Below are 24,973 nucleotides of genomic sequence, written 5' to 3'. Positions count from 1 at the left end.
CTCAAGTGACTAAAAAGAGACTAAAAGAAAAGAAAGGCTCAGGCGATTCCGCCTAAGCCTTTGATTTTATTTGGAGGCGAGTACCGGAATCGAACCGGTGTACACGGATTTGCAATCCGCTGCGTCACCACTCCGCCAACTCGCCATCCGTGGTGTCGGGCCGGGCCCGAAAGTGGGGCATACATGGGGGGAAATCGGGAGCGGTGCAAGCCCTTTTTTGGCTTGTGGGTGATGCAGAACGGGGGCGGTGCGGGCCGGGATGGGGTGGTCAGGCCATGTGTCGCGGCCAATACGTTGGAAAAGCCCGGGCGAGGCGTTGCTCAGGGGGCCGTGTTGTGGCAAGAGAGGGCATCCCGAGTCTGAGCAAATGAGTTTGGAATGACCGATTATACCGCCCTCCGCACCACCATGGTTGACACGCAGGTGCGTCCCTCGGATGTGACGAAATACCCCGTCATCGAGGCGCTTCTGGCTGTGCCGCGCGAAGTGTTCGTGCCCCGGGGCAGCCGAAACGCTGCCTATGTCGGAGAGCATGTCACACTGGACAAGAGACGGGTGGTCATGGACCCGCGGGTGCTGGCCAAGATGCTGGACGGGCTGGACATCCAGCCGGACGAGCTGGTTCTGGATATCGGGTCCGGCCTGGGGTATTCGGCCGCCGTGATCGCGCGCCTGGCCGAGGCGGTCATCGCGGTGGAAGACGATGCGACGCGCGCCGATGAGGCACAGGGCCTTCTGGCCGAACAGGGCGTTGACAACGCCGTGGTACATTGCGCGGCCCTGACAGATGGTGCGCCCGAGCACGGCCCCTATGACGTGATCCTGTTGCAGGGCGGCGCCGAATTCGTTCCCGATGCCCTTACGTTGCAGTTGAAAGAGGGTGGGCGTATCGCCACGTTGTTCATGGACGGCGCGCTTGGCACGGTTCGGATCGGATACAAGATCGACGGCGAGATCACATGGCGCTATGCTTTCAATGCAGGGGCCCCGGTGCTTCCGGGATTCGAGAAACACCACGCATTCGAACTCTGAAAGCCGATACAACAACAACGGGCCGCAACAGGTGAGGGAAACATGCTCCATCGGGTAAGACAAGCGGTACAGCTGGGGGCATTGGCCCTGTCGGTTTCCATGGTGTCGCTTGGCGCGGCGAAGGCTGAGACGCTGTCGGATGCGCTTGCCGCTGCTTATGAAAACAGCGGCCTGCTGGATCAGAACCGCGCGCTGCTGCGTGCAGCGGACGAGGATGTCGCCTCGACGCTGGCGCTGCTGCGCCCGATGATCAACTGGTTCGGCGAAATCGGTCTGGGATACACTGTTGGCGAGACCGCCGCGACCACACCGTCGAGCTACAACAGCACGGACCGTCAAGCCGCAATTGGCCTGTCGTTTGAATTGCTGCTGTTCGACAATGGCGTGACAAAGCTGGCGGTGGACGCTGCCAAGGAAACTGTGCTGGCCACGCGCCAGGCGCTGATCTCGGCGGAGCAGTCGGTATTGTTCGATGCGGTTTCCGCCTTCATGTTTGTTGTGCGCGATACCGAGATTGTCCTTTTGCGTCAAAACAACCTGCGCGTTCTGGAGCGCGAGTTGCAGGCGTCGCGAGATCGTTTCGAAGTGGGGGAAGTCACGCGGACGGATGTCGCGCTGTCCGAAGCCCGGCTTGAGGGCGCGCGGGCCGAACTGGCTGCCGCGCAAGGCAATCTTCTGGAAAGCCAGGAGTTTTATACCGCTGCGATCGGCCACCGGCCGGGGCGGCTGGAGAGCCCCAAGAGCCTGCCTTACACCGCCAATTCGATAGATGACGTGAGGGCGGTGGCGCTGCGGTCGCATCCACAGCTGACCCAGGCGCAATACGAGATATCGGCTGCGGAGCTGAACGTTTTGCGCGCAAAGGCCGGCATGGGGCCGACAGTCACGTTTACCGCGCGGCAATATGTCGATCAGGAATTCGGCGACCCTTACTATACCAACAGTTCCTCGGTCGGCCTGAGCTTCAGCGGCCCGATCTATCAAGGCGGGCGGTTGTCCTCGCTGGCGCGCAAGGCAGCTGCCCAGCGCGATGCGGTGCGGGCGGCCCTGCACCTGACGCGCAACAATGTCAGCCGCCAGGCCGGTACCGCCTGGGCGCGCCTGATCGCGGCGGGCGCGGCCATCAAATCGAGTGAACGGCAGGTGGTGGCAGCGCAAATCGCCTTTGACGGTGTGCGCGAAGAGGCCAAGGTGGGTGCGCGCTCGACCCTGGACGTGTTGACCTCGGAGCAGGATCTTCTTGACGCACAGTCAAACGTGATTTCGGCGCAGGCAACGCAGTACATAGCGGCTTATGGCGTGTTGTCGGCCATGGGGCTGTTGACCGTGGATCACCTGAACCTGCGTGTCGAACGTTACGACCCGGAAGCCTATTACAATCTGGTCAAGGACGCGCCGGCGCTGCGGTCCAAGCGCGGGCAGCAATTGGACAAGGTGCTCAAGACCATTGGGAAAGAGTGACAATTCTTCCTATCGGTTGTGTGAACGCTACCAGCCCGCTACACTTGGCAAGAGGCTAAGAGTGGACTTGCACAATGTCTGACCCCGTTACCAATGCCGAGATTGAAGATGTTCTGACATCGATTCGGCGACTTGTTTCGGAAAACCGCAAGGCGGTGGCGTCTGTTGCGCCCGATACCGGGCCGTCTGCCGGCAAGGCTCTGAAGAGCACCGGGCCCAGCGTTGGCGTGAGCGAGCCGACGGCATTGGTTTTGACCCCGGCGCTGCGTGTTCCCGAGGACGAGACGCCTGATGCGCAAGCCCGTGAGGCGGAAGACCTTGGCGGAGACCGGGATGAGAATGATGGCGAAACCGTCTTCGCCGCGTCGTTCGAGGACGATGAGGGGCGCGACGCCCTGACCTGGGAGGAGTCGCTGGAGGAAGCGCAGGAGGAGGCCGGGGCACCGGATCCGTTCGAAGAGCTGACCGGGGACGACGACTGGGCGGATGCCCTGGACATTGCGGAACCGCAGGACGCGTTCGCGGACGCGGAGTTGGTGGACGAGCCCGTCCAGAGAGATGGTTTTGCCGAAGACGAAGACGGTGATGACGCGGCGATCACGGCCGTTGTAGAGGGGGCCGACGCGCCTGCCTTCGAGGATGCGAATGCCGATCCAGAGCAGGACATGGCGGATGGGCCGGATGGGACGCCTTGCGCTGGGGAGGCCGAGGGCGACGACGGCTTGCCCGAGAGGTTTCATGGCGACGCGGGCGACGGCGACGAAGAGGCGCCTTTTGATTTCCAGCAGGTGCTGGAAGCACGGATTTCGCAGTGGCGCGATGGCGAGCCGCAAGCCGGTGTGGAAGAGCCGGATTCACCGGGCGACAGCGATTATGCGGGGACCGACATGATGGAACCGGCCTGGGACAGCGAGCCCGCCGAGCCGGTGGACGATTCGGCGCTGGATGCGCTGGAAGCCGAGCTTGAAGAGGAATTCGTCGAAGACGTTGAGGCAGCGGTGATGCCGGACCTGGCCGGGATTGTCGACGAAGCCATGGTGATCGATGAAGAGAGCCTGCGCGAAATGGTGGCCGATATCGTGCGCCAGGAGTTGCAGGGCGCGTTGGGAGAGCGGATCACGCGCAACGTGCGCAAGCTGGTGCGCCGAGAGATACACCGGGCGCTGGCGGCCCATGATCTTGATTGATCTGACACATTGGAATTTGGCGGAGTGCACGAAACGCTGATATCTGGCGCGGCGGCCCGCCCTGTCCCTGCCTGAGGTGGAAATCAGGGCGTCTTGAGACAAACGAAACTTGAGACAAACGAAAAGCGGCCCGCCATCCCCGGCGCGCCGCTTTTTCGTTGGAAGATGGGTGGAGTCAGGCCGCTTCTGCCTGTGCCGCCGCGTTGCGACGTTCGCTTTCCTCGCGCGACAGTGCCACCGAGGTCCGTACACCCTTGGCAACAAAGTCCATCAGTCCGGTGACAACCCGTTCGTTCGGGTCGATGCCGGCACAGCTGAGCACTTCGCGGCCATCGCGCGAGCGCGCCCAACGGGCGATCTGTTCGGGGCCGTTGCCGTATTTCTTGTCGTCGGCAATGGCGTCATCCAGGGCAGCCAGGACAACAGCGGCAAAAAGCTTGCGCGCCCGGTTGCCCTGTTCATTGTTGAAAGCCGCTCCATCAACGAAATCGGTCATCTCGTCGTCCTTGTATTATTGCTCTTGTGTTTTCGGCGTGGCGCCCCTTATGACGTAGTTCGTCCGATTCGGATAGGGTGTTAATGCATAGCTTATATGCAAAATTCGCATGGCTTGCTGCACGTGCAGCACGACATACGCCACCTTGCCAGCTGTTGACATGGCAGATATAGGATCGCGAGACTTCGGATCAACCATTACGACAGGGTTTTCATACATGCCCAAGATCAACGGAAACGAAATTCGCCCCGGCAACGTGCTGGAGCATAATGGCGGCCTGTGGGCTGCGGTGAAGGTGGACCACGTGAAGCCCGGCAAGGGCGGTGCCTTTGCCCAGGTCGAGATGCGCAACCTGCGCAACGGGTCCAAGCTGAACGAACGCTTCCGCAGCGCCGACAAGGTCGAGCGGGTGCGGTTGGAGCAAAAAGACCAGCAATTTCTGTATGAAGACGACGGAATGCTGATCTTCATGGATACCGAAACCTATGAGCAGATCCAGCTTCCGGCGGATCTGTTGGGCGAGCGACGCCCGTTTTTGCAGGACGGCATGACCATCGTTGTGGAGTTCTATGAGAACGAGGCGCTGAACGCGACGCTGCCGCAGAAAGTGTCCTGCAAGATCGTGGAAACCGAACCGGTGGTAAAGGGGCAGACGGCGGCGAATTCGTTCAAGCCGGCGGTTCTGGACAATGGTGTGCGGGTGATGGTGCCGCCTTTCGTAGGGCAGGATGAGGACATCATCGTGAACACCGAAACCATGGAATATGCCGAACGGGCGTGAAGTGACGTGGCGTGACTTTGGCTGAGGGCCTGCCATGTGGCGGGCCTTTTCGCATTTTTGAGTATTTTTGGAACAATGAAAGCCCGGCATTGCCCCCCGGAATGCCGTGCCGGATCGCAACCGGCAGGCGGTGGCGATCAGGGGGCATAGGCGATCCGTGCGTCGCCGGCGATCATGTCTTCGCCGGCGCGGTCAAGGCGCAGATAGGCCAGCGCCTGGTTTCCGGCCTGCGAATACAGCGTACCCACGGCGCGCCCTTCGCGCGTGATCGGGGTGCCGACGGGGGCCGCGCCGTCAATGGTGACGCGAACCAGCCCCTTGCGCAGATCGGTCTTGTGCTTCATGCGCGCGGTGACTTCCTGGCCGACGTAACAGCCTTTGCGGAAATCGACGCCGTTGAGGTGTTCGAACCGGTTTTCCAGGATGTAGCTGTCTTCGGTCAGCTCGATCCCCGCGGCGGGGATGCCATGCGCCACGCGCAGCGCGGTCCAGTCGGTTTTGTCGCCGGTTTGCGGCTTGTCGCGATAGGCGCGCCAGCCCAGCGCGGATGCGCGGGGATCGGCATGGCCATCGGGCGGGCCAGCGCCAAGGCCGCGATGCAGGTGCAGATCGGTCGGGGAAATGGCCACATCGGCGCGCAGCTTGTACATGCCGAGCCGGGTTTGCAGGGCCGGGGCCTGTTCGGCGTCGGCATCCAGAAGGATGCCGCCATCATCGCGAAGCAGGAAGAAATCGGCGATGTATTTGCCCTGGGGCGTCAGAAGGGCCGCGTAGACGAGCCCATTGGACAGCCCGCCAATGTCATTGGTCACAAGGCCCTGAAGAAATTGGTCGGTGTCGGCGCCGGTCAGGCGCAGAATGGTTCTGGGGCGGTCCATGGTCGGTCCTGTTCTGGCGTTCCCTGTTCATATAGAAGCAATTGAGCCATGCAACAGGTCAGGAGAGAGAAATGCGTGCGCCGGTTTCCGTGATCATACCCACATTGAACGCGCGGGATGCGCTGCCGGGGTGTCTTTCGGCCTTGTTCGAGGGGGTGCGGTTGGGGGTGATCCGCGAATTGATCCTGGTGGATGGCGGATCGCGCGACGGCACGATCGCGCTTGGCCAGGAGGCGGGTGCGCAGGTGATCCGGGCGGCGCCGTCGCGGGGCGGGCAGTTGCGGGCGGGCGCGGATGCGGCGCGGGGTGACTGGCTGTTGTTCCTGCACGCCGATACCTGTCTTGGTGAGGGATGGAGCGCGGTGGTTCTGGCGCATCTGGAGGCAGAAACGCGGGCCGGGTATTTCAGGCTGCGGTTTGACGATGGCGGGCTGGCGGCGCGGATCGTTGCGGGCTGGGCCAATCTGCGCGCGCGGCTGTTCGGGTTGCCTTATGGCGATCAGGGGTTGCTGGTGTCGCGCGCCCTGTATGAGGCGCGCGGCGGCTATGGCGACATGCTTCTGATGGAGGACGTGGCGCTGGCACGCGCGCTGCGCGGGGCGGTGGGGCCTTTGGATGCGGTGGCTGTGACCAGCGCCGAGAAATACCGCCGACAGGGCTGGGTGCGACGCGGGGGGCGTAACCTGTGGACCCTGGCGCGGTATCTGATGGGAGTGTCGCCAGAGCGGCTGGCGCGGGCCTATCGCCGTTAGCTGCTGACCCAGGGCAGGCGCGACATCAGCCGGCCCAGCATGGAGCGTGCGGGCTCGTCGGGTTGCGGATCGTCCGGTACCGGGGTGAGCGCCTTCTCCTCGGCGGTTTTGCCGTCGGTGTTGAATTGCAGGCGGTAGAGTTCGGCGTAAAGCCCGCCGCCGGCCAGCAATTCGTCATGCGTGCCCTGGTCAACCACGGCGCCCTTGTCCATCACCACGATCTTGTCGGCCTCGCGCACGGTGGACAGGCGGTGGGCGATGACCAGCGTGGTGCGCCCTTCGGAGAGGCGATCCAGTGCCGCCTGGACAACGGTTTCCGATTGCGCATCCAGAGCCGAGGTGGCCTCGTCCAGCAACAGGATGGGCGTGTTGCGGAACAAGGCGCGGGCAATGACCGCGCGCTGGCGCTGTCCGCCGGAGAGGTTGGAGCCGCGCGGGCCGACTTCGGTCTCCAGCCCTTCGGCCAGCTTGGGCAGGAAATCGGCCACATGCGCCGCCTCCAGTACCGATTGAAGCTGGGCTTCGTCGATATTCTGGCGGCCCAGCAGGATGTTTTCGCGCAGGGTTTCGTCAAACAGCATCGCATCCTGGGACACGACGGAGAACATGTTGCGCAGGTCCGACAGCGTGAGATCCCGGTTCGAGACGCCGCCGATCCTGACATCGCCCGATTGCGGATCCACCAGGCGGGTCAGAACGTTGAAGACGGTCGATTTGCCCGCGCCCGAGGCGCCCACAATGGCGGTGGTCTTGCCCGGTTCGGCGGTGAATGTCGCGCCTTGCAGGACTGGCGTATCGCCATAGGCCAGGCTGACATCGCGCAGTTCGATACCCGGCACGTCGCGCGGCGGCGCCAGCGGATTGGCCGGGTCGATCAACGTGGGTTGGGTATCGATCAGTTCCTTGATGCGTTCGATCGCCGAGGCCGCGACCTGCCATTGACCAACCACCCCACCAAGGCGACGCAGTGGTTCGAACATCATGCCCATGGCGGTGAAGAAGCTCATGAACTGGCCGACGGTCTTTTCGCCCTCCACGATCTCGCTGCCGCCATAGAGCAGGACGAGGAATACACCCAGACCGGCGGTCAGATCGACCATGCCAGCGATCGAGGCGGTGCCGACAGATGCGCGCACCTCGGCGCGCACGAGGCGCTTGGTGGAGCCGCGGAATTTGGTGATCTGGTACTCTTCCAGGCGGTTCAGCTTGGTCGGGATGATACCGTGAAAGATTTCATCCAGCAGTGTCGCGATGCTGGCCCCCAGATCGCGCGCTTCGCGGGCACGGCGGCGCACGAAACGCTGTGCGGCCAATACGGGCAGCACGAGAAGCGGGGTGCCGATACAGGTGATCAGCGTCCATCGCCAATCCACGCTGACCGCCACGCCGATCAGCGCCACCAGCGAGATCATGTCGCGCCCGGCGCGGGTGATGAAGGCGGCCCAGACGCCGTTGATCGACTGTACGTCCGATTGCACCCGCTGAATCAGAAAGCCGGGCGGATGGGTCTGGTGATAGGCATTGTCCTGCCGCATCAGATGCCCGATCAGATCGCCGCGCAAATCGGCCGAGGCTTTTTGCGATACGGCTGTCAGGATGACCTTGTGGCAGACCGAAGTGACCCCGCGTGTGGCGAAGATGGCGGCGAATATCAAGCCGACCAGCAACAGCGCGTCAGAATTTCCCGGTGTGAAGGCCGTATCGAACATCGGTTTCATCATATAGCTGATCGCACCCAGCGAGCTGCCTTCGATCGCCATGAGAAACGCGGCCAGCGCCAGAAGCCATTTGTATTTACGCAGGTACCCGCGCCACACCCAAAGCATGAGTGCGCCGCTTTTCTGGCCTTGATCTGCGTCGGGTTGTGCCAAGCTGGGCCCTTGTCGGAAAATGCGGTTCGCCGCGACGTTTACAGGGGGCCGGGCGGCAAAACCAGAGGCAATGGGGAGCGGCGCGGAAAAACGAGCCCGGTGTCGCAAAAATTGCGCAAGCCTGCCGACCCACATTGACGCCGCCCGATGGACGGTTAGGGTCGAACCGTTTTCTGGATGTGAGGTAGATCATGGACTTGTCACAGGGGCGCCCCTATCTGGCGATTCCGGGGCCTTCGGTGATGCCCGAGGCCGTGTTGCGCGCGATGCACCGGTCGGCCCCCAATATCTACGAGGGCGAGCTGGTCGAGATGACCTATGGCTTGCTGCCTGACTTGAAATGGGTGGCGGGCACGGCGCATGATGTCGCGATCTATATAGCCAACGGACATGCCACCTGGGAGGCGTCGCTGGCCAATGTGGTGGCTCCGGGCGACAAGGTGCTGGTGCCCGCCAGCGGGCGGTTCGGATATGGCTGGAGCGATACGGCCCTTGGGCTGGGCGTGCAGACCGAGGTAATCGATTTCGGCCGGCAAAGCCCGATCGATCCGGCCAGGGTGGCCGAGGCGCTGGCCGCCGACCGGGACCACGCGATCAAGGCGGTGCTGGCGGTACATGTGGACACTTCCACGTCGGCCCGGTCTGATATCGTGGCGCTGCGGCGGGCTTTGGACGATGTCGGGCACCCGGCCCTGTTGATGGTGGATTGCATCGCGTCGCTGGGCTGTGACCGGTTCGAAATGGATGCCTGGGGGGTCGATGTGATGATCGCGGCCAGCCAGAAGGGGCTGATGGTGCCGCCGGGGCTTGGGTTTGTGTTTTTCAACGAACGGGCCGCCGCGGTGCGGGACAGGTTGACACGGGTCAGCCGCTATTGGGACTGGAAGCCGCGCACCAACCCGGAATATTATTACCAACTGTTCTGTGGAACGGCGCCGACCCATCATCTTTACGGGTTGCGCGTGGCGCTGGACATGATCCGCGACGAAGGGCTGAGCCATGTCTGGGCCCGTCATGAACGGCTGGCGCGGGCCATCTGGGCTGCGGTGGATGCCTGGGGGCAGGGTGGACCGTTGCGGCTCAATATCGCAGACCCGGCGCATCGCAGCCATGCCGTGACTTCGCTGTCGATCGGTGCGCCCCATGGCACGGCGCTGCGCCGCTGGTGTCAGGATGACGCCGGGCTGACCCTGGGTATCGGGCTGGGCATGGAGACAGAGAGCGATCCCGGGAGCGACGGATTTTTCCGGTTCGGCCATATGGGGCACGTGAATGCGCAGATGATCCTGGGGCTGTTGGCGACGGTGCAGACAGGCATGGTTGCACAGGGCATACCGCACGGGCCGGGCGGGATCGAGGCGGCGGCCAAAGTGATTGCGGGGGCGTGACGCGAACCGCGCGGCGGGGCGTAAGCCCGGTATCAGGTTCGTGGACGGTGCGATTTCCGGCCTGGATCGATCCGGTTGATCCCGGCATTCAGGATCACGGCGATCACCATGATGGCGGGCAGACCCAGAAATACCCAGATGACGGCGAAAATCCACAAGAGATTGACCAGCCCCATCACGAGGCAGGTGTTGGTATAGTCCTCGACGCGTTGAATGGGACGAGACATGGCAATGACCTCCTGGCGAACAGGATAGCCGCGAATCACGCCCCCCAAGGCAAAATTTTCGTGAGCCGCCGTGAAATCAGCCAAGTTCCGCCAGCACGTCGCCAAGGGCGGCGTCGAACAGGGCCAGTTCCCTTTCGGGACCACAGCTGATCCGGATGCAACGGTTTTGCGGTTCGACAAAGGGCATCCGTACGAAGATGCCACGCGCCACAAGCCCGTCCAGAACGGCCTTGGCAAACTGGCCGTCACGGCCACAGTCGATGGCCACGAAATTGGTGGCCGAGGGCAGCGCGGCCAGGCCGTGTCTGGCGGCAATGTCGGAGATGCTTTCTTGCGCCGCGGCCACGTTTGTGCGGGTCCGGGCGAGCCAATCGGTGTCTGCCAAAGCCGCCAGCGCCCCGGCCTGCGCGGCGCGGTTCATGCCAAAATGGTTGCGGATCTTTTCAAAGGCGCGGATGAATTGCGCCTGTCCCAGCGCATAGCCCACGCGCGCGCCGGCCATGCCGTAGCCCTTGGAAAAGGTGCGCATACGGATCACGCGGGGATCGTTGATGTCGACCGGGGCGGCGGTGCCTTCGGGGGCCAGCTCGACATAGGCTTCGTCCAGAACCAGAACGCAGCCTTCGGGAATGGCATCAAGTTCGGACAGGATGTCGGCGCCTGTGCGCCAACTGCCCATCGGATTGTCCGGATTGGCGAAATAGACCAGCTTGGCGTTCACCTCGGCGGCTTTTGCCAAAAGGGCGGGCAGGTCTTCGCAATCGTCCCGGTAGGGCACGGTATGCAATGCGCCGCCAAAGCCCGCCACGTGGTAGTTGAATGTCGGGTAGGCGCCAAGCGAGGTGACGACCGCGTCGCCCGGTTCGATCAGGAGGCGGACGAGATAGCCCAGAAGGCCATCGATCCCTTCGCCCACGACGATGTTTTCGGGGGCGACCGCGTGGAAATCCGCCAGCGCGTGGCGCAGGTCGTGGTTTTCGGGATCGCCATACATCCAGATGCCGGTGGCCGCCGCCTGCATTGCGGCAATCGCCTTGGGGGATGGTCCAAAGATGTTCTCGTTGGCGCCCAGCCGGGCGTCGAACGGGTGGCCCATTGCGCGCTCCTGTGCTTCGGGGCCGACAAACGGGACGGTGGCGGGCAGGCTTTGGGCGAGTTTGGTGAATCTGGGTCCGGTCATGGGGGGAATGTGGCCGAAGGCCGGAGGGGCGGCAAGCAGGAATTGCCCCCACGTCAAAGTGGATTTTGCGCCCGCCCCCTGTGAGACTGAGGGCACCGCGATTGAAGGAGGCACCCCATGGCCCGCGTATCGGTCGAGATCGAAAACCACGTTGCCCGCGTAACGCTGACGCGGGGGAACAAGATGAATGCGCTGGACCCTGCCATGATGCAGGCGATTGTCGAGGCCGGCGAGGGCCTGATGGGCGATGAGGATGTGCGCGCCGTGGTGCTGGCGGGCGAAGGCAGGGCGTTCTGCGCGGGCCTGGACGTGATGTCGTTCGCGGCGATGGCGCAGGGCGACCCGGCGCAATTGCTGGAGCCGCGCACGTATGGCAATGCCAACCTGTTCCAGCAGGTGGTGATGGTGTGGCGCAAGCTGCCGGTGCCGGTGATCTGCGCCTTGCAGGGGGTGGCCTATGGCGGCGGTTGCCAGATCGCGCTGGGCGCGGATGTCCGGTTTGCCGCGCCCGGCACGAAGATGGCGGTGATGGAAATGAAATGGGGCATCGTGCCCGACATGGGCGGCATGGCGCTGTTGCCGCATCTGACGCGCAGCGACGTGATCCGGCGGCTGACCTATACGGCGACGCCGTTCGACGCGGAGCAGGCGCTGGGCTGGGGGCTGGTGAGCGAGATTGTGGAGGATCCGCTGGCGGCCGCGATGGATCTGGCGGAAGACATTGCCGGGAAGAGCCCGTCGGCGATACGGGCAGCCAAAACGCTGATCGGGTTTGCCGAAGATCACCCGGATGATCCGGACGCGGTATTGCTGGAAGAAAGCCGGGTGCAGGCAACGCTGATCGGCAAGCCGCATCAGATGGAAGTGATCGCGGCGAATTTGCAGAAGCGGAAGCCGGATTTCGGATAAGGGAGGGGGCCAGCCCCCTCGTTTGAAAATGCGGGCATTTTCAAACTTCACCCCCGGAGTACTTTTGGCAAAATGAAGAATTACGGGTTCCGCGCGGGGGCTCTTTTGGGGTTCTTGGGGCGGTCGTGGCGGCAAGTACCAGCTTCGCGATGCGGCGGACTGGTGTCTTGTTTTCAAGGACATGGCTTCAACTGGTGCGGGTGTTGCCCTGGTGCTCTGTGGCTTTGGTTTTCGTGATCAGCCGCCTGATCAGGATTTGAAAACGCGCATCACGCCTTGAACACTGGCATGATGCGCTGTTTTTCAAAGGCTCAGTCGAGCTCGGCGAGCTTGGCGAGCGCGGCCCTGAGCCTGGTTTCCTCTTCCTCGCGTGCGGCGAGGTTTTCGCGGGCCTCTTCCACCACGTCTTCGGGGGCGGAGGCGACGAAATTCGGGTTGTCGAGGCGGCCCCGAAGCCCCCCGAGCTCCTTGGCGAGTTTGCCGAGGGTTTTTTCCAGCCGGGCCTTTTCCGCGCCGATGTCGATGATATCGGCGAGAGGCAGGCCGAAACTTCCGCCCTCGACCGCAACGGTGATCGAGCCTTTGGGGAATTCGGGCGCTTCGGTCAGGCTGTCGATGCGGGCAAGTTTCATGATCAGCGCCTCGTTGCGCGCCCAGGCCGCCTTGCCGGACGCGTCCAGTTCGCTGACCAGCATGGGGATTTTCAACCCGGCGGGCACATGCATCTGGGCGCGGGCGGAGCGCACGTTGTCGATCACGGAGATCACCCAGTTCATTTCACGATCCGCTTTTTCATCAACGAAATCAGCGGCCTGGTAAGTGGGCCAGTCGGTGTGGACCAGCATCTTGTCGCGGGTTCCAAGGCTGCCCCACAGCTCTTCGGTGATGAAGGGCATGATCGGGTGCAGCAGGATCAGACACTGGTCGATCACCCAGCGCATGGTGGATTTGGTTTCGGCCACCACGGCGGGGTCGTCGGAGGCGAAGAGGGGTTTGGAGAATTCCACGTACCAGTCACAGACCTTGCCCCAGACAAAGGCGTACAGCGCATTCGCGGCATCGTTGAAGCGGTAATTCTCCAGCGCGTCATCGACGGTTTCGCGCAGTTTCGCGGTCTCGCCGATGATCCATTTGTTCGCGGTTTGGACCGTATCGGCATCCCGTCGGTATTGCGTCGGTATCACGTCGGCCTCAAAGACGCCGTTCATCTCGGCAAAGCGCGCGGCGTTCCACAGCTTGGTGCCGAAATTGCGGTAGCCCGCGATCCTTGCCATGTCGAGTTTCAGCACGCCCCCGAGAGCGGCCATGGCCGCCGAGGAAAAGCGCAGCGCGTCGGCGCCGTATTCGTCGATGATTTCAAGCGGGTCCATCACGTTGCCGGTGGATTTGGACATCTTCTTGCCCTTGGCGTCGCGCACCAGCCCGTGCAGGTAGACCGTGTCAAACGGGATGTCGTCGACCACGGCCAGTTGCATCATCATCATGCGCGCTACCCAGAAGAACAGGATGTCCTGCCCGGTGACGAGGGTGGATGTCGGGAAGTATTTTGCCAGTTCCGGCGTTTCGTCGGGCCAGCCCAGCGTGCCGATGGGCCAGAGACCCGAGGAGAACCAGGTGTCCAGTACATCCGGGTCGTGCCAGACCGGGTAAACCAGCCTGGTCGGGTCTTGTGTCATTTCGTATTCGGCGAGACCGGCGGCAAATGCGTGCACCGCGGCAGCGCGGTCTTCGACCTCGATCACTTGCGCGTGGTTGAGCGGTGTGGGCAGCGCGGCCTCGACATCGTCGAACTGTGCCTTGACCTCTTCAAAGCTGGCTGCGCAATGGTGGCGTTCGTCACCCAGCAGCAGCTTTTGCCGGGACAGCAGACGGCCCATTTCCACAAGATCAAGCGCGCCGTCGCCCTCGTCATCGACAAAGCCGTTGGCCGACAGATCGAACCCGTACCAGACCGGGATCTGGTGGCCCCACCAAAGCTGGCGCGAGATGCACCAGGGTTCGATGTTTTCCAGCCAGTGGTAGTAGGTTTTCTCGCCCGACTCGGGAAGGATCTTTACCGTGCCGTTGCGCACGGCATCCAGCGCGGGGCCGACAACCTTTTTGGCATCGACAAACCACTGGTCGGTCAGCATCGGTTCGATCACCACCTTGGAGCGGTCGCCAAAAGGCTGCATGATCGGCTTGTTGTCCACCAGCGGGATTTCCTCGGGTTCACCTTCGGCCCCGGCGGCGGGGTTGGGAACCATCACGGCAAGGCCTTCTTCGGTGATCTGGGTGATCACGGCGGTGCGCGCGTCAAACCGGTCCAGCCCGCGCAGATCATCGGGTACCAGATTGATCGCGTCGGCCTCGTTTTCCGAGAGTGTCCTCTCGCCCCTGGCAACGGCCATCGCGGTGGCGGCCTCTTGGGCGTAGGGTTTTCCGTCGGCGCGCATATGGCCCTTGGTGTCCATCAGGCGGTACATCGGGATGCCGCCCCGGCGCGCGACCTGGTAGTCGTTGAAATCATGCGCGCCGGTGATCTTGACCGCGCCCGAGCCGAAATCGGGATCGGGGTATTCATCGGTGATGATTGGGATCAGGCGGCGGTGTTCTTTCGGCCCCACAGGGATTTCGCACAGCTTGCCGACAATGGGCGCATAACGCTCGTCCGAGGGATGCACCGCGACCGCGCCGTCACCCAGCATTGTTTCGGGGCGGGTGGTGGCGATGGAGATATAGTCGCGCTCCTCGGTCAGGATCACGTTGCCGTCTTCGTCCTTTTCGACATAGGTGTAGGTCGCGCCACCGGCGAGCGGGTATTTGAAATGCCACATATGGCCGTGCACTTCGATATTCTCGACTTCAAGATCGGAAATCGCGGTTTCGAAATGCGGATCCCAGTTCACGAGGCGTTTGCCGCGATAGATCAGGCCCTTGTCGTACATGTCGACAAAGACCTTGAGCACGGCATCATGGAAATTGCCGCCAGCCACGTCTTTGGGCGCGCCGGGCGCGCCGGACATGGTGAAGGCCTCGCGCGACCAGTCACAGGAGGCGCCAAGACGCTTGAGCTGGTTGACGATCGTGCCGCCCGATTGCGCCTTCCATTCCCAGACCTTTTCAAGGAACTTCTCGCGGCCCAGGTCGCGGCGCGAGGGCTGGTTTTCTTCGGCGAGCCTGCGTTCGACAACCATTTGCGTGGCGATGCCCGCGTGATCCGTGCCCGGTTGCCAAAGCGTGTCATAGCCCTGCATCCGTTTCCAGCGGATCAGAATGTCCTGCAACGTGTTGTTGAAGGCGTGGCCCATATGCAGCACGCCGGTTACGTTGGGCGGCGGGATCATGATGCAATAGGTCGAGGCGCCCGGCTTGGCATTGGCCCCGGCGGTAAAGCACCCGGCCTTTTCCCAGGCCGCGTAAAGGCGGCTTTCGGCATCGGCCGCGTTGAAGGTTTTTTCCATAGCCATCGACTTGATCCCACATGATCCCTGAGTTGATGACCCATTATAGAATGGGGGGCGCAAGGAAAAGGTGGCGCGCCAATTTTCTTGACCAGAAGGGCAAGCTGGCGCCTAAAGTTGAAAAAACGGGGGCGGACATGACGACAGCGGCGATACGGGAATGGCGGGGCGGGCCGGGCGGCTTTCGCTGGCGGCACTTTGATCTTTCCCAGGACGAGGGGCGCGCCGGTCTGCAAGCCGTGGGTCTGGACGGGATGGTGCATCTTGCCCTGGTGGCCGAGGAGACAAGACCCAGATGCACGGTGCATGGCGACGGGGTGATCATCAACCTGCGGGGTGTGAACCTGAATCCGGGGGCCGAACCGGAGGATATGGTGTCCATCCGGCTTTGGGTGACAGAGCGTGAAGTTGTGAGTGCGCAGTTCCGCCGTCTGATGGCGGTGAGCGACGTGATGGAAGCGATGGACAGGGGCGGCGGAGCGGGGCGCGCGGCAGAATTGGTGGCGCAATTGGCGTTGCGGCTCGCGGATCGGGCCGAGCCGGTTGTGGCGGCGCTGAACGAAGACATTGACGCGCTGGAAAATGACGTTTCGGAGGGTGCCGAGGCGGGGGTGCGGGCAAAGCTGGCGGACCTGCGGCTCAGGGCGACAGTACTGCGACGCTATATGTTCCCGCAGCGCGATGCCTTGAGCACGTTGGAGATCGAGGCGCTGGGCTGGGTTGGACCGGCTGACCGGCCCCGGCTGCGCGAAGCGACAGAGCGGGTGACACGGTTGGCCGAGGAACTGGATGCCATCCGGGACCGGGCCGGGCTGGTGCAGGAGCGGATCGCGGATGCGCGGGCCGAGCGGATGAACCGCCAGATGCTGGTTCTGTCAGTGGTGGCAGCGTTTTTCCTGCCGCTGGGATTGCTGACCGGGTTGCTGGGCATCAACGTGGCGGGGATGCCGGGCACAGAAACATCATGGGCGTTTTGGGCGGTGAGCGGGCTGTTGGTCTTGCTGAGCGGATTTCAGGCCTGGCTGTTCTGGTGGATCGGGCTGATCGGACGGCGGCACGCAAAGTGATCCGCCATTGCGCACGGGTCAGGCTCTGTTGCGGGCAAGTTTTGTGCTGAGGTGGATCAGGCTTTCGGAGTTTCTCACGCCACGTGTCTCGCCGATCCGGTCCAGCGTGTCGTCCAGTTCGGCAGTGCTGTCGGCGGCGATGCCGACGATCAGATCCACCCGGCCCGAGCAGGTATGCACGGTTTCGACGGCGGGCAGCGAGCGCAGCCGTTGCAGGACGGACGGGCCAGCGCGCAATTCGATCGACACAAGTGCCGTAGCGCGGATCCGGGGGCGGGCGGTTTCGCCAAGGCGCAGGGTGTAGCCGGCAATGGCGCCGTTGGTTTCCAAACGGTCGATCCGCGCCTGCACGGTGGTGCGTGCCAGCCCCAGCTTGCGTGCCAGCGTGGCGACCGGTGCGCGGGCGTTTTCCGACAGCAGGGAGAGCAGGGTGCGGTCAGTTTCGTCTAATTGCATTCCACTTTCGTCATATTGAGTAAAGTCTTTTGCAGTATTACCAGATCGACACATGAAATCGACCAAAAAAGCCATGATCCTGAGCAAAACAGGACATGAGGTAGGAAATGCGCAATCAACCGGCCCTTTGGCCGTCGCCAGTTTGGCATCTGACCAAGTTTCAACCCGACGCGCCGGTACTGTATTTCGCGCCGGATGTCTTGCAGGCCACCGCAAGGCGGTTTCAGGACGGGTTTGGCGGGCTTGTGTCCTATGCGGTCAAGGCCAATGACGATACGGCGGTGCTGGACAATCTGGTCAGCGCCGGGATTACCGCGTTTGACGTGGCCTCGTTGCCGGAAATGGAGCGGGTGCGGGCGGCGTCCCCTGATGCCGTGCTGCATTACCACAATCCGGTACGCTCGGTTGCCGAGATTGCGGGGGCGGTGGGTCATGGCATTGCAAGCTGGTCGGTGGATTGTCCACGTGAGCTGGACAAGCTGGCGGATGTGCCGCGCGCCGGAACCGAGATCGCGGTGCGGCTGCGGATGCCGGTGTCCGGGGCGGCCTATGATTTTGGCGAGAAATTCGGCGCCGACCCGGATCACGCGGTCGCCCTGTTGCAAAAGGCCCGAGCGATGGGGTTTGCCACATCGCTGACCTTTCATCCAGGCACGCAATGCGCCGATCCCCAGGCCTGGGCGGTGTATATCATCGAGGCGGCGGATGTGGCGCGCCGCGCGGCTGTCACGCTGAACCGGATCAACGTTGGCGGTGGTTTCGCGGCGCATCGCAGCGGGGCGGCGCCCGATCTGGGTGCCATTTTTGACCGGATCGCGTTTGAAACCGAGCGTGCCTTTGGCCCGGATCACCCGGGACTGGTATGTGAACCGGGCCGCGCGATGGTGGCCGAGGCCTTTACGCTGGCGGTTCGGGTCAAGGCGGTGCGCGGCGACGCGATCTTTCTGAATGATGGGGTCTATGGCGCGTTGACGGAATTGCGCGACATCGGATTGCCCGACCGGGTTCAGGTGATGCGCGCGGATGGCACAGAGCTGACCGGCACGACACGGCCCCGCGTGGTATTCGGGCCGACCTGTGACAGCATCGACCGGCTGCCCCAGAAGATGCCGCTGCCGGACTCCACCGAAGAGGGCGACTATGTGCTGATCCGGGCGATGGGCGCCTATTCCGCGTCGATCTCGACCGGGTTCAACGGCTATGGAGATCAGGAAATCGTGACGGTCGCACGGTTGTAGGGCGCGGCCTATGGACTTCGCCTTGTGGGCGGTTACATTCCCCCTGAACGATCTGGCGCGAGGGAATGGTTCATGGACAAATTCGGCAAGGCCCAGTCGATACGGCGGGTGGAAGATTCGCGGTTTTTGACCGGGCAGGGGCGGTATGTGGACGACATCGCCCCCGAGGGTGCGCTGTATGCCTATTTCCTGCGCTCTCCGGTGGCCCATGCCGTGATCACCGAGTTGGACATTAGCGACGCCAGCGCGGCCGAGGGCGTGCATTGTGTGCTGACACAGGCCGATCTTGAGGCGGCGGGGATGGATGCCAGCCTGCCGGGGACGCAGGTCAAGAACCGGGACGGGTCGACGGGGGCGGGCCCCAAGCGGCCCGTGCTGGCCGAGGGACGCGTGCGTTATGTGGGCGAACCGGTGGCGGTTGTCGTGGCCGACACGCTGGCGCAGGCCCGCGATGCGGCCGAAATGATCCTTTTTGATTTTGACGATCTGCCCGCGCATATGGACCTGGCGCCGGGGGGCGAGGCGCTGCACGGCTCGGTTCCCGACAACCGTGCGTTTGACTGGGGCATGGGTGACGAGGCGGCGACCGAGGCGCGGTTTGCCAGTGCCGCGCATGTGGTGCGGCTGGAGGTGGGCGACAACCGGATCATCGTCAATTCGATGGAACCACGCGGGTGTTACGCCGAATGGGACGGGGGCCGGGTGCATCTGGCCACCAATGCCCAGGGGGTCTGGGTGCCCAAGGACCAGATGGCACGGGTTTTCAACATGTCGGCGGATCTGATCCGCGTCACCAACCCCGATACCGGGGGCGGGTTCGGCATGAAGGGCATGGTTTATAACGAGCCTTTCGCCGTGGCCCAGGCCGCGCGTGTTGTGGGCAGGCCGGTGCGCTGGATGGGCGAGCGCACGGAATCGATGCTCTCGGACAATGCCGGGCGGGATCTGACCTCGGTTGTCGAGATGGCATTTGACGAAGACCTCAGGGCCACGGCCTATCGGGTGCGCTCTGTATGCAATCTGGGTGCCTATAATTCGATGTTTGCCCAGGCGATCCAGACCCAGCTTTTCAGCCGCGTGCTGATGGGGGTGTATGACGTGCAGGACACCTGGTTGCAGGTGGATGGCATCTATACCAACACCACGCCGGTGGATGCCTATCGTGGCGCCGGGCGGCCCGAGGCGATTTATGTGCTGGAGCGGCTGATGGACCGGGCCGCGCGTGAACTTGGGGTTGATCCGCTGGAGTTGCGGCGGCGCAATTTCGTTCCGGCAACCGCGTTCCCCTACAAGAGCGCGACCGGGGAGACCTATGATGTGGGCGATTTCGACCGGGTTCTGACACGGGCGGCAGAGTTTGCCGATTGGGACGGGTTTGCCGCGCGCAGGGCCGCAAGCGCCGCGCGGGGCAAGCTGCGCGGGATCGGGCTGTGCTATTACATCGAGAGCATTCTGGGCGATCCGTCCGAAAGCGCGAAGGTGGAATTCAACGACGACGGCACCGTGTCGATTTACGTGGGCACGCAATCGAACGGTCAGGGGCATGAAACGGTCTATGCGCAGTTCCTGTCGGATCAGACGGGCATTCCGGCGGATCTGATCGAAGTGGTACAGGGGGACAGCGACCGGATTTCCCAGGGCGGCGGCACCGGCGGGTCGCGCTCGGTCACGGTGCAGAACACCGCGACACTGGCCACGGTGGACAGGATGATCGCCGCCTTCACGCCCTATCTGGCCGAGAAGATGGGCGTCGACGCGGGCGCGGTGCGTTTTGATGACGAACAGTTCCGCGCCGAGGGATCGAACCTGCATCCGACAATGATGGAAGCGGCCGAAATGGCGCGGCAGGACGGGCGGAGCGACTTGTTGAGGCACGAGGCGCGCACCACCCTTCCGGCGCGGTCATTCCCGAATGGCGCGCATGTCGCCGAGGTGGAAATCGATCCGGAGACCGGGCAGGTCACGCTGGACCGGTACAATGTGGTGGATGATTTCGGCAACCTGATCAACCCGATGCTGGCCGAAGGGCAGGTGCATGGCGGTGTGGCGCAGGGTGCCGGGCAGGCCCTGATGGAGCATGTGGTTTTCGACGAGGACGGGCAGCTTTTGACAGCGACTTTCATGGATTACGCCATGCCGCGCGCCGCCGATCTGCCGATGATCGGATTCACCACAGAGGCTGTGCCGTCAACGGCAAACGCGATGGGCATGAAGGGCTGTGGCGAGGCGGGAACCGTCGGGTCGATGGCGGCGGTGGCCAACGCGGTGCAGGATGCGTTGTGGGAGCGCGGTGTGCGGCAGGCGGACATGCCGTTCACGCCGCACAGGGTTTGGGAAATGTTGAAGGATGCCTCTGAAGCGGCTGCATGAACGGATACTGGGCTGGCTTGGCCGGGGGCTGAGCAGCGACCATTCCAAGGCTGTTGCCCGCCGTGGCCCGTTGACCCATGTGATCATTCTGGACGGCACCATGTCGACGCTGGAGCCGGGGCAGGAAACCAACGCGGGCCTGACGTTTCGGCTGTTGCAGGAGATGGGCGCGGAAATTTCGGTCTATTACGAGGCTGGCGTGCAGTGGCCGGGCTGGGGCAAGACGCTGGACGTGATGATGGGGCGCGGGATCAACCGGCAGATCCGGCGCGCCTATGGTTATCTGGCGTCGCGCTATCGTCCCGGAGACCGGATCGTGCTGATGGGCTATTCGCGCGGCGCCTTCGCGGTGCGCTCACTGGCCGGGGCGATTGACCGGGTGGGGCTGTTGCGGGCGCCTTGCGCGACCGAGCGCAATATCCGCACCCTGTACCGGCATTACGAAAGGACGCCGGACAGCGAGGCGGCAAGGGTCTTTGCGCGAAATTTCTGCCACGCGGATGTGAAGATCGAGATGGTCGGGGTGTGGGACACGGTCAAGGCGCTGGGCCTGCGGCTGCCGCTGCTGTGGCGGCTGACCGAGGAGCGGCACAGCCACCATAACCATCATCTGAGCCCGATCGTGAAGCGCGGGTTTCATGCGCTGGGGCTGGATGAAACCCGCGAAGTGTTCGCGCCGGTGTTGTGGGAATGTTCCGAAAGCTGGGACGGGCGTGTCGAACAGATGTGGTTTCGCGGTGCGCATGGCGATGTGGGCGGGATGCTGGGCGGGTTTGGCGCGGCGCGGCCGCTGTCGAATATTCCGCTGGTCTGGATGCTGGAAAAACTGGAGAGCTGCGACGTGGCGCTGCCGAGGGGATGGCGTGCCCGGTTCGAAACCAACCCCGAAGCGCCGATGGTGGGCACCTGGCAGGGCTGGGGCAAGATGTTCCTGTTCCGCAGACGGCGGGTGGTCGGGCTGGACCGGTCAGAGCGCATTCACGAAAGCGCGCTGGCCTTTGTGGAAAGCGGGGAGATCAAGGGCGTTCTGTCGTCCCCTGGCAGGGCGGGCCCGCGCGCGTGAGCACGCAGGCGGCCGTTGTGCCGCCCGGGGATGGCCGACCCGCGCGGCCTTCAGGCCAGTTGGGTAATGACCATCGTGGCCGGAACATCGCCTTCGGCCGATGAGATATGTCCGGCGCCGGTGGTGTCTTCCATCCAGAACAGATCGCCGGCGGTAAAGTCGCGTATTTCGCCCGATCCGGCCTCGACCCGGAACCGGCCTGACAGGATCGCCGCGATCTGGCGATTCGGCGAGCGATGCCGGATGCCTTTCCAACCGGCGGGCAGGGTCAGGAACACAAACCCGGTTGCCGCCAGCGGATCCGACATGTTCAGCGGCGCAGCGGGTGGAACGAAATTCACAAGCGGAAGATCGGCCACTCTGTCCTCGAAATAGGATATGCCGTCGGAGTCTTCGAGAAGAATGGAATACTGCATGTGCGACACTTTCGGATTCTTTCAGGTCGGGCCAGAATATCAGAACCTGCCGACGGCAGCGCGGGTTTTCTGATTGGCCGGCTTGATGCCGCGCCAATGGGGCGTTGGATCGGATTGTCAGGGTCCGGGCGCGCGTTCTCAGAACTTGCCGTTGTCGTTCTTCCATTCGCTTCGGGGCGGAATGGTTTCGATCGTGCCCCAGTGTTCGACGATCCGCCCGGTTTCAAAACGAAACAGATCGTAAAGGCTGGAATGCACGCTGTCGCGATACCCCTCGCTGACACAGAGCACAAAATTGCCCTCGGCCAGGACGCGGTGCAAATGGGTGTAGGAGAGAGACAGCGGGCCGGGGGCCGCGTCGGTCAGGGCTGCGTACAGGGCATCGGCACCGTCGGACAGATCGGGGTTGTGTTGAACGAGGGTCGCGGCGGCGCGGGCCTTCAGTTGGCCTTCATCCGCCGGAATGAGGGCGCGCAACAAAAAGTCACGGGCAAGCGACCGGTTTGCCTCGGTCCTGTCGAGATCGGAGATTGCGGTTTCGCCATCCAGCATACCGCGCCCGGCGGGGTTTGGCCCGCGCAGGGGCTGGATATTGTCCCAATGTTCGACCGCCTGCCCGTCTTCGAAGCGAAACACTTCGAAGGCGGCGCGCAGGCTGGAGAAATCGTAGAGGTTGTGGGCAAAGGCATAGTCGCCGTCCTCGAACACCCGGCAGAACGTGACCTTGGGCGAGGTTCTGGACAGCCGCGCGAACAGGGCGGCAATACCTTCGCGGCCCTCGTGGGTCTGGGGGTTGTGTTGTATGTATTTGTCTTCGTTCACAACCGCCGCCGCCATGGCGTCGCCGGTTTCGATGCCTTTGAGAAACCTGCGCAAAAGGTCTTTTTCGATGCCATGCCGTCAATCCAGCCAGGTGACGAATTCTTCCAGCGCCGCGCGTTCGGTGCGAAAGGCGTTGGCGGGATTGTCAGTGTCCGGGTAGCCAAACGAGATCGCGGCGAGGATTTTCTCGTCTGCGGGGATGGCGAAATGGGCGCGGACCTCATTCGCGTAAAAGGCCAGCGCGGCCTGGGGAACGGTGGCGACACCCTGTGCCGTCGCGCTGAGGCAGAAAGCGGTGATGAAGCCGCCGCAATCGAGCGCGCCATAGGTGCCCAGTTCGGCGGCGGTGGTGATCATCGCCAGATGCGGCGCGCCGAACAGCCGGTAGTTTTCGCGCATTTGCGCAGCGCGGCCCGCCCGGTCGCCGCGTTCGATGCCCACCGCCTGGTAAAGTTGCAGCCCGCAGGTGCGGCGCCGGGCCTGACGCGGGCCGGTATAGCCCGAGGGCGGTTCGAAATCACAACTGGACGCGGCGTTGTCGAAGGCGTCGAGCATCGCCGCGCGGAATGCGTTGGTGGCGGCGCCGGAAGTCACGCGCACCTGCCAGGGCTGGGCGTTGCACCAGGACGGCACGCGCCCCGCATCGCGCAGGATCTGTGCAATCACGTCGCGCGGCACCGGATCCGGGCGGAAGGCGCGGCAGGAGTGACGGGCGCTCAGAAGCTCTTGCAGAGCGGAGTGGGTGGTCATCGCGTGTTTCCGGTTCTTTTATTGCGTCTGGGCGATGATATAGCCGATTCCGGCGGCGACAATGGCCCCGAGCACAACCGCGGCCGCAATTTTCCAGGCCGACCACGGACGTTCGCCCTGAACCCGCCCGGTCTGGCCGTTGACCACGAAGCGGTAGGTCTTGCCCCGGTATTTGTAGGCGGCCAGCCAGACAGGCAGCAGGATATGCTTGAACGTGACATCGCTGACCGTGGTGGACACCCTGTGAATGCGCTGGCGATCGCCGCCGATGTCAAAGGCCACGTCGCGCCGGATCACGGCGTCCATATGCGCGCGCGCCTGATCGTAGCCGTCTTCGAGCGTGACGGTATAGCCTTCGGCCTGGAACCCGGCGAGGTATTCGGGGGCGTAAGGTTCCAGCGCTGACAGATCCCAGGGTTCCAATGCGTCGGTATATTTCTTGGGCAGGGCGCGGGAGGCCAGGACAAGCACATCGTCAAACCAGCGTTTGACCCGTCCGGATGCGGGGGACCAGCGGATTTTCTGGACTTGTTTCTGCACCTGCTTGCCATCCTGCATCACGGTTTGGGTGACATAGTAGATGGTGCCGCGTTCGCCCGAATAGCTGGACCGGGTGTCGGCGTCATAGGTCCAGTAAGGGACGTAGATGCCGTTCATCCTGCGCCCCTTGCGGGCATAGTCCTGCAAGCCGGAGGGCGCGAACCAGAGCCGTCCCAGCCAATCGTTCATGGCCTTGTGGGCGGTGCGTTCGTCCAGTTGAAAGGGCAATACCGCGCGGGGTTTGATCAGGCGGTGCAAACCGGTATCGACCACCACGGGCGTGGCGCAGAACGGGCATTCGGTGGCATGGGTATCGCCGTCGAAGGTGATTTGCGCGGCGCAGTTCGGGCAGGTCGTGACGCGTGTCTCGACGATTTCGGCCTGGGGCAGTTGATCGGTCAGGGCGGATTTGAAATCCAGTTCGGAGATCGCGGCGCTGCGGTCGCCCTGGTCGATCGGTTCTTCATAGCCGCAATGGTCGCAGATCAGTTTGCCCTGCCGGGGGGCAAAGCGGATGTCGGCGCCGCATTGCGGGCAGGGAAAGCCGTGGGTTTCCTGAGGGGCGGGGGGCGGTGTGGCCGACATGTTGGATGCCTCCGGCGGGAGTATTTGCGGGAACAATGAAAGCGGGGCCGCGGGTTGTGCG

General features: G+C 63.3%; 22 protein-coding genes and 1 tRNA gene. 11 read left to right on the top strand and 12 right to left on the bottom strand.

What is annotated here, in order from left to right; genetic code table 11:
* Window positions 1–71 precede the first annotated feature (71 nt).
* Window positions 72–145, bottom strand: a tRNA-Cys gene (locus I3253_RS08865).
* 233 nt (window positions 146–378) lie between these two features.
* On the opposite strand from I3253_RS08865, the gene I3253_RS08860 reads away from it, so the two are divergent.
* The 3 genes from I3253_RS08860 to I3253_RS08850 all read left to right on the top strand — a co-directional run bounded on the left by I3253_RS08860 (window position 379) and on the right by I3253_RS08850 (window position 3,680).
* Window positions 379–1,032 carry a protein-L-isoaspartate O-methyltransferase family protein gene (locus I3253_RS08860; RefSeq protein WP_197917292.1) on the top strand — a complete coding sequence of 218 codons (654 nt, stop codon included), beginning with the start codon at window positions 379–381 and terminating at the stop codon, window positions 1,030–1,032.
* Window positions 1,033–1,074: 42 nt separating this feature from the next.
* A complete protein-coding gene (locus tag I3253_RS08855) occupies window positions 1,075–2,493 on the top strand; it encodes a TolC family outer membrane protein (RefSeq protein WP_197917291.1) in 1,419 nt (472 codons plus the stop codon).
* A 74-nt stretch (window positions 2,494–2,567) separates the two neighbouring features.
* Complete coding sequence (locus I3253_RS08850) at window positions 2,568–3,680, top strand: hypothetical protein (protein ID WP_197917330.1); 1,113 nt, start codon at window positions 2,568–2,570, stop codon at window positions 3,678–3,680.
* Window positions 3,681–3,855: 175 nt separating this feature from the next.
* Here I3253_RS08850 and I3253_RS08845 read toward each other — a convergent pair whose 3' ends face one another.
* Window positions 3,856–4,176, bottom strand: a complete 321-nt coding sequence (locus tag I3253_RS08845) for a DUF6280 family protein (protein ID WP_197917290.1) — start codon at window positions 4,174–4,176, stop codon at window positions 3,856–3,858.
* Between the two features lie 217 nt (window positions 4,177–4,393).
* Here I3253_RS08845 and efp point away from each other — a divergent pair, with 217 nt between their 5' ends.
* Window positions 4,394–4,957 carry an elongation factor P gene (gene efp, locus I3253_RS08840; RefSeq protein WP_197917289.1) on the top strand — a complete coding sequence of 188 codons (564 nt, stop codon included), beginning with the start codon at window positions 4,394–4,396 and terminating at the stop codon, window positions 4,955–4,957.
* 137 nt (window positions 4,958–5,094) lie between these two features.
* Here the strand turns inward: efp and ygfZ are convergent, their stop codons facing one another.
* Window positions 5,095–5,835: a CAF17-like 4Fe-4S cluster assembly/insertion protein YgfZ gene (ygfZ, locus tag I3253_RS08835; protein WP_197917288.1), complete on the bottom strand. Its 741-nt coding sequence runs from the start codon at window positions 5,833–5,835 to the stop codon at window positions 5,095–5,097.
* Between the two features lie 71 nt (window positions 5,836–5,906).
* Here ygfZ and I3253_RS08830 point away from each other — a divergent pair, with 71 nt between their 5' ends.
* Complete coding sequence (locus I3253_RS08830; RefSeq protein WP_197917287.1) at window positions 5,907–6,587, top strand: TIGR04283 family arsenosugar biosynthesis glycosyltransferase; 681 nt, start codon at window positions 5,907–5,909, stop codon at window positions 6,585–6,587.
* Here the strand turns inward: I3253_RS08830 and I3253_RS08825 are convergent.
* Window positions 6,584–8,413 (bottom strand): ABC transporter ATP-binding protein, encoded by a 1,830-nt coding sequence (locus I3253_RS08825; protein WP_232236870.1) that lies wholly within the window; start codon window positions 8,411–8,413, stop codon window positions 6,584–6,586. The two genes, I3253_RS08830 and I3253_RS08825, sit on opposite strands and share 4 nt — an antisense overlap.
* Before the next feature lie 236 nt (window positions 8,414–8,649).
* On the opposite strand from I3253_RS08825, the gene I3253_RS08820 reads away from it, so the two are divergent.
* Entirely contained in the window at window positions 8,650–9,846 is a 1,197-nt protein-coding gene (locus tag I3253_RS08820) for a pyridoxal-phosphate-dependent aminotransferase family protein (RefSeq protein WP_197917285.1), read from the top strand.
* 32 nt (window positions 9,847–9,878) lie between these two features.
* On the opposite strand, the gene I3253_RS08815 is transcribed toward I3253_RS08820, so the two are convergent.
* Both I3253_RS08815 and I3253_RS08810 read right to left on the bottom strand, forming a co-directional pair.
* Entirely contained in the window at window positions 9,879–10,073 is a 195-nt protein-coding gene (locus tag I3253_RS08815) for a histidinol phosphate aminotransferase (protein ID WP_197917284.1), read from the bottom strand.
* 76 nt (window positions 10,074–10,149) lie between these two features.
* Window positions 10,150–11,253 (bottom strand): pyridoxal phosphate-dependent aminotransferase, encoded by a 1,104-nt coding sequence (locus tag I3253_RS08810; protein ID WP_197917283.1) that lies wholly within the window; start codon window positions 11,251–11,253, stop codon window positions 10,150–10,152.
* Window positions 11,254–11,370: 117 nt separating this feature from the next.
* Between I3253_RS08810 and I3253_RS08805 the strand changes: the two genes are divergently transcribed.
* Window positions 11,371–12,162 (top strand): crotonase/enoyl-CoA hydratase family protein, encoded by a 792-nt coding sequence (locus I3253_RS08805; RefSeq protein ID WP_197917282.1) that lies wholly within the window; start codon window positions 11,371–11,373, stop codon window positions 12,160–12,162.
* A gap of 311 nt (window positions 12,163–12,473) precedes the next feature.
* Here I3253_RS08805 and I3253_RS08800 read toward each other — a convergent pair whose 3' ends face one another.
* The gene (locus I3253_RS08800) at window positions 12,474–15,611 is read right to left on the bottom strand and encodes a valine--tRNA ligase (protein ID WP_197917281.1); all 3,138 of its coding nucleotides are present in this window, start codon (window positions 15,609–15,611) and stop codon (window positions 12,474–12,476) included.
* Between the two features lie 131 nt (window positions 15,612–15,742).
* Between I3253_RS08800 and I3253_RS08795 the strand changes: the two genes are divergently transcribed.
* Entirely contained in the window at window positions 15,743–16,672 is a 930-nt protein-coding gene (locus I3253_RS08795) for a zinc transporter ZntB (protein ID WP_197917280.1), read from the top strand.
* 18 nt (window positions 16,673–16,690) lie between these two features.
* Here the strand turns inward: I3253_RS08795 and I3253_RS08790 are convergent, their stop codons facing one another.
* On the bottom strand, window positions 16,691–17,128 hold the full coding sequence (locus I3253_RS08790; RefSeq protein WP_197917279.1) for an Lrp/AsnC family transcriptional regulator: 438 nt from the start codon (window positions 17,126–17,128) through the stop codon (window positions 16,691–16,693).
* Between the two features lie 107 nt (window positions 17,129–17,235).
* On the opposite strand from I3253_RS08790, the gene I3253_RS08785 reads away from it, so the two are divergent.
* The 3 genes from I3253_RS08785 to I3253_RS08775 all read left to right on the top strand — a co-directional run bounded on the left by I3253_RS08785 (window position 17,236) and on the right by I3253_RS08775 (window position 21,799).
* The gene (locus I3253_RS08785; protein ID WP_197917278.1) at window positions 17,236–18,366 is read left to right on the top strand and encodes a type III PLP-dependent enzyme; all 1,131 of its coding nucleotides are present in this window, start codon (window positions 17,236–17,238) and stop codon (window positions 18,364–18,366) included.
* A 72-nt stretch (window positions 18,367–18,438) separates the two neighbouring features.
* Window positions 18,439–20,736, top strand: a complete 2,298-nt coding sequence (locus I3253_RS08780) for a xanthine dehydrogenase family protein molybdopterin-binding subunit (RefSeq protein WP_197917277.1) — start codon at window positions 18,439–18,441, stop codon at window positions 20,734–20,736.
* Window positions 20,714–21,799 (top strand): DUF2235 domain-containing protein, encoded by a 1,086-nt coding sequence (locus tag I3253_RS08775; protein ID WP_197917276.1) that lies wholly within the window; start codon window positions 20,714–20,716, stop codon window positions 21,797–21,799. The genes I3253_RS08780 and I3253_RS08775 overlap by 23 nt, the downstream gene beginning before the upstream one ends.
* Before the next feature lie 50 nt (window positions 21,800–21,849).
* Here the strand turns inward: I3253_RS08775 and I3253_RS08770 are convergent, their stop codons facing one another.
* The 4 genes from I3253_RS08770 to I3253_RS08755 form a co-directional block, all read right to left on the bottom strand.
* Window positions 21,850–22,215: a cupin domain-containing protein gene (locus tag I3253_RS08770; RefSeq protein ID WP_197917275.1), complete on the bottom strand. Its 366-nt coding sequence runs from the start codon at window positions 22,213–22,215 to the stop codon at window positions 21,850–21,852.
* A gap of 138 nt (window positions 22,216–22,353) precedes the next feature.
* Window positions 22,354–23,091: a nuclear transport factor 2 family protein gene (locus I3253_RS08765; protein ID WP_232236869.1), complete on the bottom strand. Its 738-nt coding sequence runs from the start codon at window positions 23,089–23,091 to the stop codon at window positions 22,354–22,356.
* 24 nt (window positions 23,092–23,115) lie between these two features.
* Window positions 23,116–23,787 carry a nitroreductase gene (locus I3253_RS08760; protein WP_197917274.1) on the bottom strand — a complete coding sequence of 224 codons (672 nt, stop codon included), beginning with the start codon at window positions 23,785–23,787 and terminating at the stop codon, window positions 23,116–23,118.
* A gap of 18 nt (window positions 23,788–23,805) precedes the next feature.
* Window positions 23,806–24,912, bottom strand: coding sequence for a TFIIB-type zinc finger domain-containing protein (locus tag I3253_RS08755; protein WP_197917273.1), 1,107 nt, complete (start codon window positions 24,910–24,912; stop codon window positions 23,806–23,808).
* Between the last annotated feature and the right edge of the window lie 61 nt (window positions 24,913–24,973).

Source organism: Thiosulfatihalobacter marinus (assembly GCF_016019955.1).
Taxonomy (GTDB): domain Bacteria; phylum Pseudomonadota; class Alphaproteobacteria; order Rhodobacterales; family Rhodobacteraceae; genus Shimia; species Shimia marinus_A.
The sequence above is the reverse complement of the archived record's forward strand: the minus strand, read 5'-3'. Positions and strand labels throughout refer to the sequence as shown.

What these genes read in the sequence shown, in the direction of transcription:
- I3253_RS08860 (WP_197917292.1), top strand. Translation starts at nt 379, where the DNA reads ATGACCGATTATACCGCCCTCCGCACCACCATGGTTGACACGCAGGTG.
- I3253_RS08855 (WP_197917291.1), top strand. Translation starts at nt 1,075, where the DNA reads ATGCTCCATCGGGTAAGACAAGCGGTACAGCTGGGGGCATTGGCCCTG.
- I3253_RS08850 (WP_197917330.1), top strand. Translation starts at nt 2,568, where the DNA reads ATGTCTGACCCCGTTACCAATGCCGAGATTGAAGATGTTCTGACATCG.
- I3253_RS08845 (WP_197917290.1), bottom strand. Translation starts at nt 4,176, where the DNA reads ATGACCGATTTCGTTGATGGAGCGGCTTTCAACAATGAACAGGGCAAC.
- efp (WP_197917289.1), top strand. Translation starts at nt 4,394, where the DNA reads ATGCCCAAGATCAACGGAAACGAAATTCGCCCCGGCAACGTGCTGGAG.
- ygfZ (WP_197917288.1), bottom strand. Translation starts at nt 5,835, where the DNA reads ATGGACCGCCCCAGAACCATTCTGCGCCTGACCGGCGCCGACACCGAC.
- I3253_RS08830 (WP_197917287.1), top strand. Translation starts at nt 5,907, where the DNA reads ATGCGTGCGCCGGTTTCCGTGATCATACCCACATTGAACGCGCGGGAT.
- I3253_RS08825 (WP_232236870.1), bottom strand. Translation starts at nt 8,413, where the DNA reads ATGCTTTGGGTGTGGCGCGGGTACCTGCGTAAATACAAATGGCTTCTG.
- I3253_RS08820 (WP_197917285.1), top strand. Translation starts at nt 8,650, where the DNA reads ATGGACTTGTCACAGGGGCGCCCCTATCTGGCGATTCCGGGGCCTTCG.
- I3253_RS08815 (WP_197917284.1), bottom strand. Translation starts at nt 10,073, where the DNA reads ATGTCTCGTCCCATTCAACGCGTCGAGGACTATACCAACACCTGCCTC.
- I3253_RS08810 (WP_197917283.1), bottom strand. Translation starts at nt 11,253, where the DNA reads ATGACCGGACCCAGATTCACCAAACTCGCCCAAAGCCTGCCCGCCACC.
- I3253_RS08805 (WP_197917282.1), top strand. Translation starts at nt 11,371, where the DNA reads ATGGCCCGCGTATCGGTCGAGATCGAAAACCACGTTGCCCGCGTAACG.
- I3253_RS08800 (WP_197917281.1), bottom strand. Translation starts at nt 15,611, where the DNA reads ATGGCTATGGAAAAAACCTTCAACGCGGCCGATGCCGAAAGCCGCCTT.
- I3253_RS08795 (WP_197917280.1), top strand. Translation starts at nt 15,743, where the DNA reads ATGACGACAGCGGCGATACGGGAATGGCGGGGCGGGCCGGGCGGCTTT.
- I3253_RS08790 (WP_197917279.1), bottom strand. Translation starts at nt 17,128, where the DNA reads ATGCAATTAGACGAAACTGACCGCACCCTGCTCTCCCTGCTGTCGGAA.
- I3253_RS08785 (WP_197917278.1), top strand. Translation starts at nt 17,236, where the DNA reads ATGCGCAATCAACCGGCCCTTTGGCCGTCGCCAGTTTGGCATCTGACC.
- I3253_RS08780 (WP_197917277.1), top strand. Translation starts at nt 18,439, where the DNA reads ATGGACAAATTCGGCAAGGCCCAGTCGATACGGCGGGTGGAAGATTCG.
- I3253_RS08775 (WP_197917276.1), top strand. Translation starts at nt 20,714, where the DNA reads ATGCCTCTGAAGCGGCTGCATGAACGGATACTGGGCTGGCTTGGCCGG.
- I3253_RS08770 (WP_197917275.1), bottom strand. Translation starts at nt 22,215, where the DNA reads ATGCAGTATTCCATTCTTCTCGAAGACTCCGACGGCATATCCTATTTC.
- I3253_RS08760 (WP_197917274.1), bottom strand. Translation starts at nt 23,787, where the DNA reads ATGACCACCCACTCCGCTCTGCAAGAGCTTCTGAGCGCCCGTCACTCC.
- I3253_RS08755 (WP_197917273.1), bottom strand. Translation starts at nt 24,912, where the DNA reads ATGTCGGCCACACCGCCCCCCGCCCCTCAGGAAACCCACGGCTTTCCC.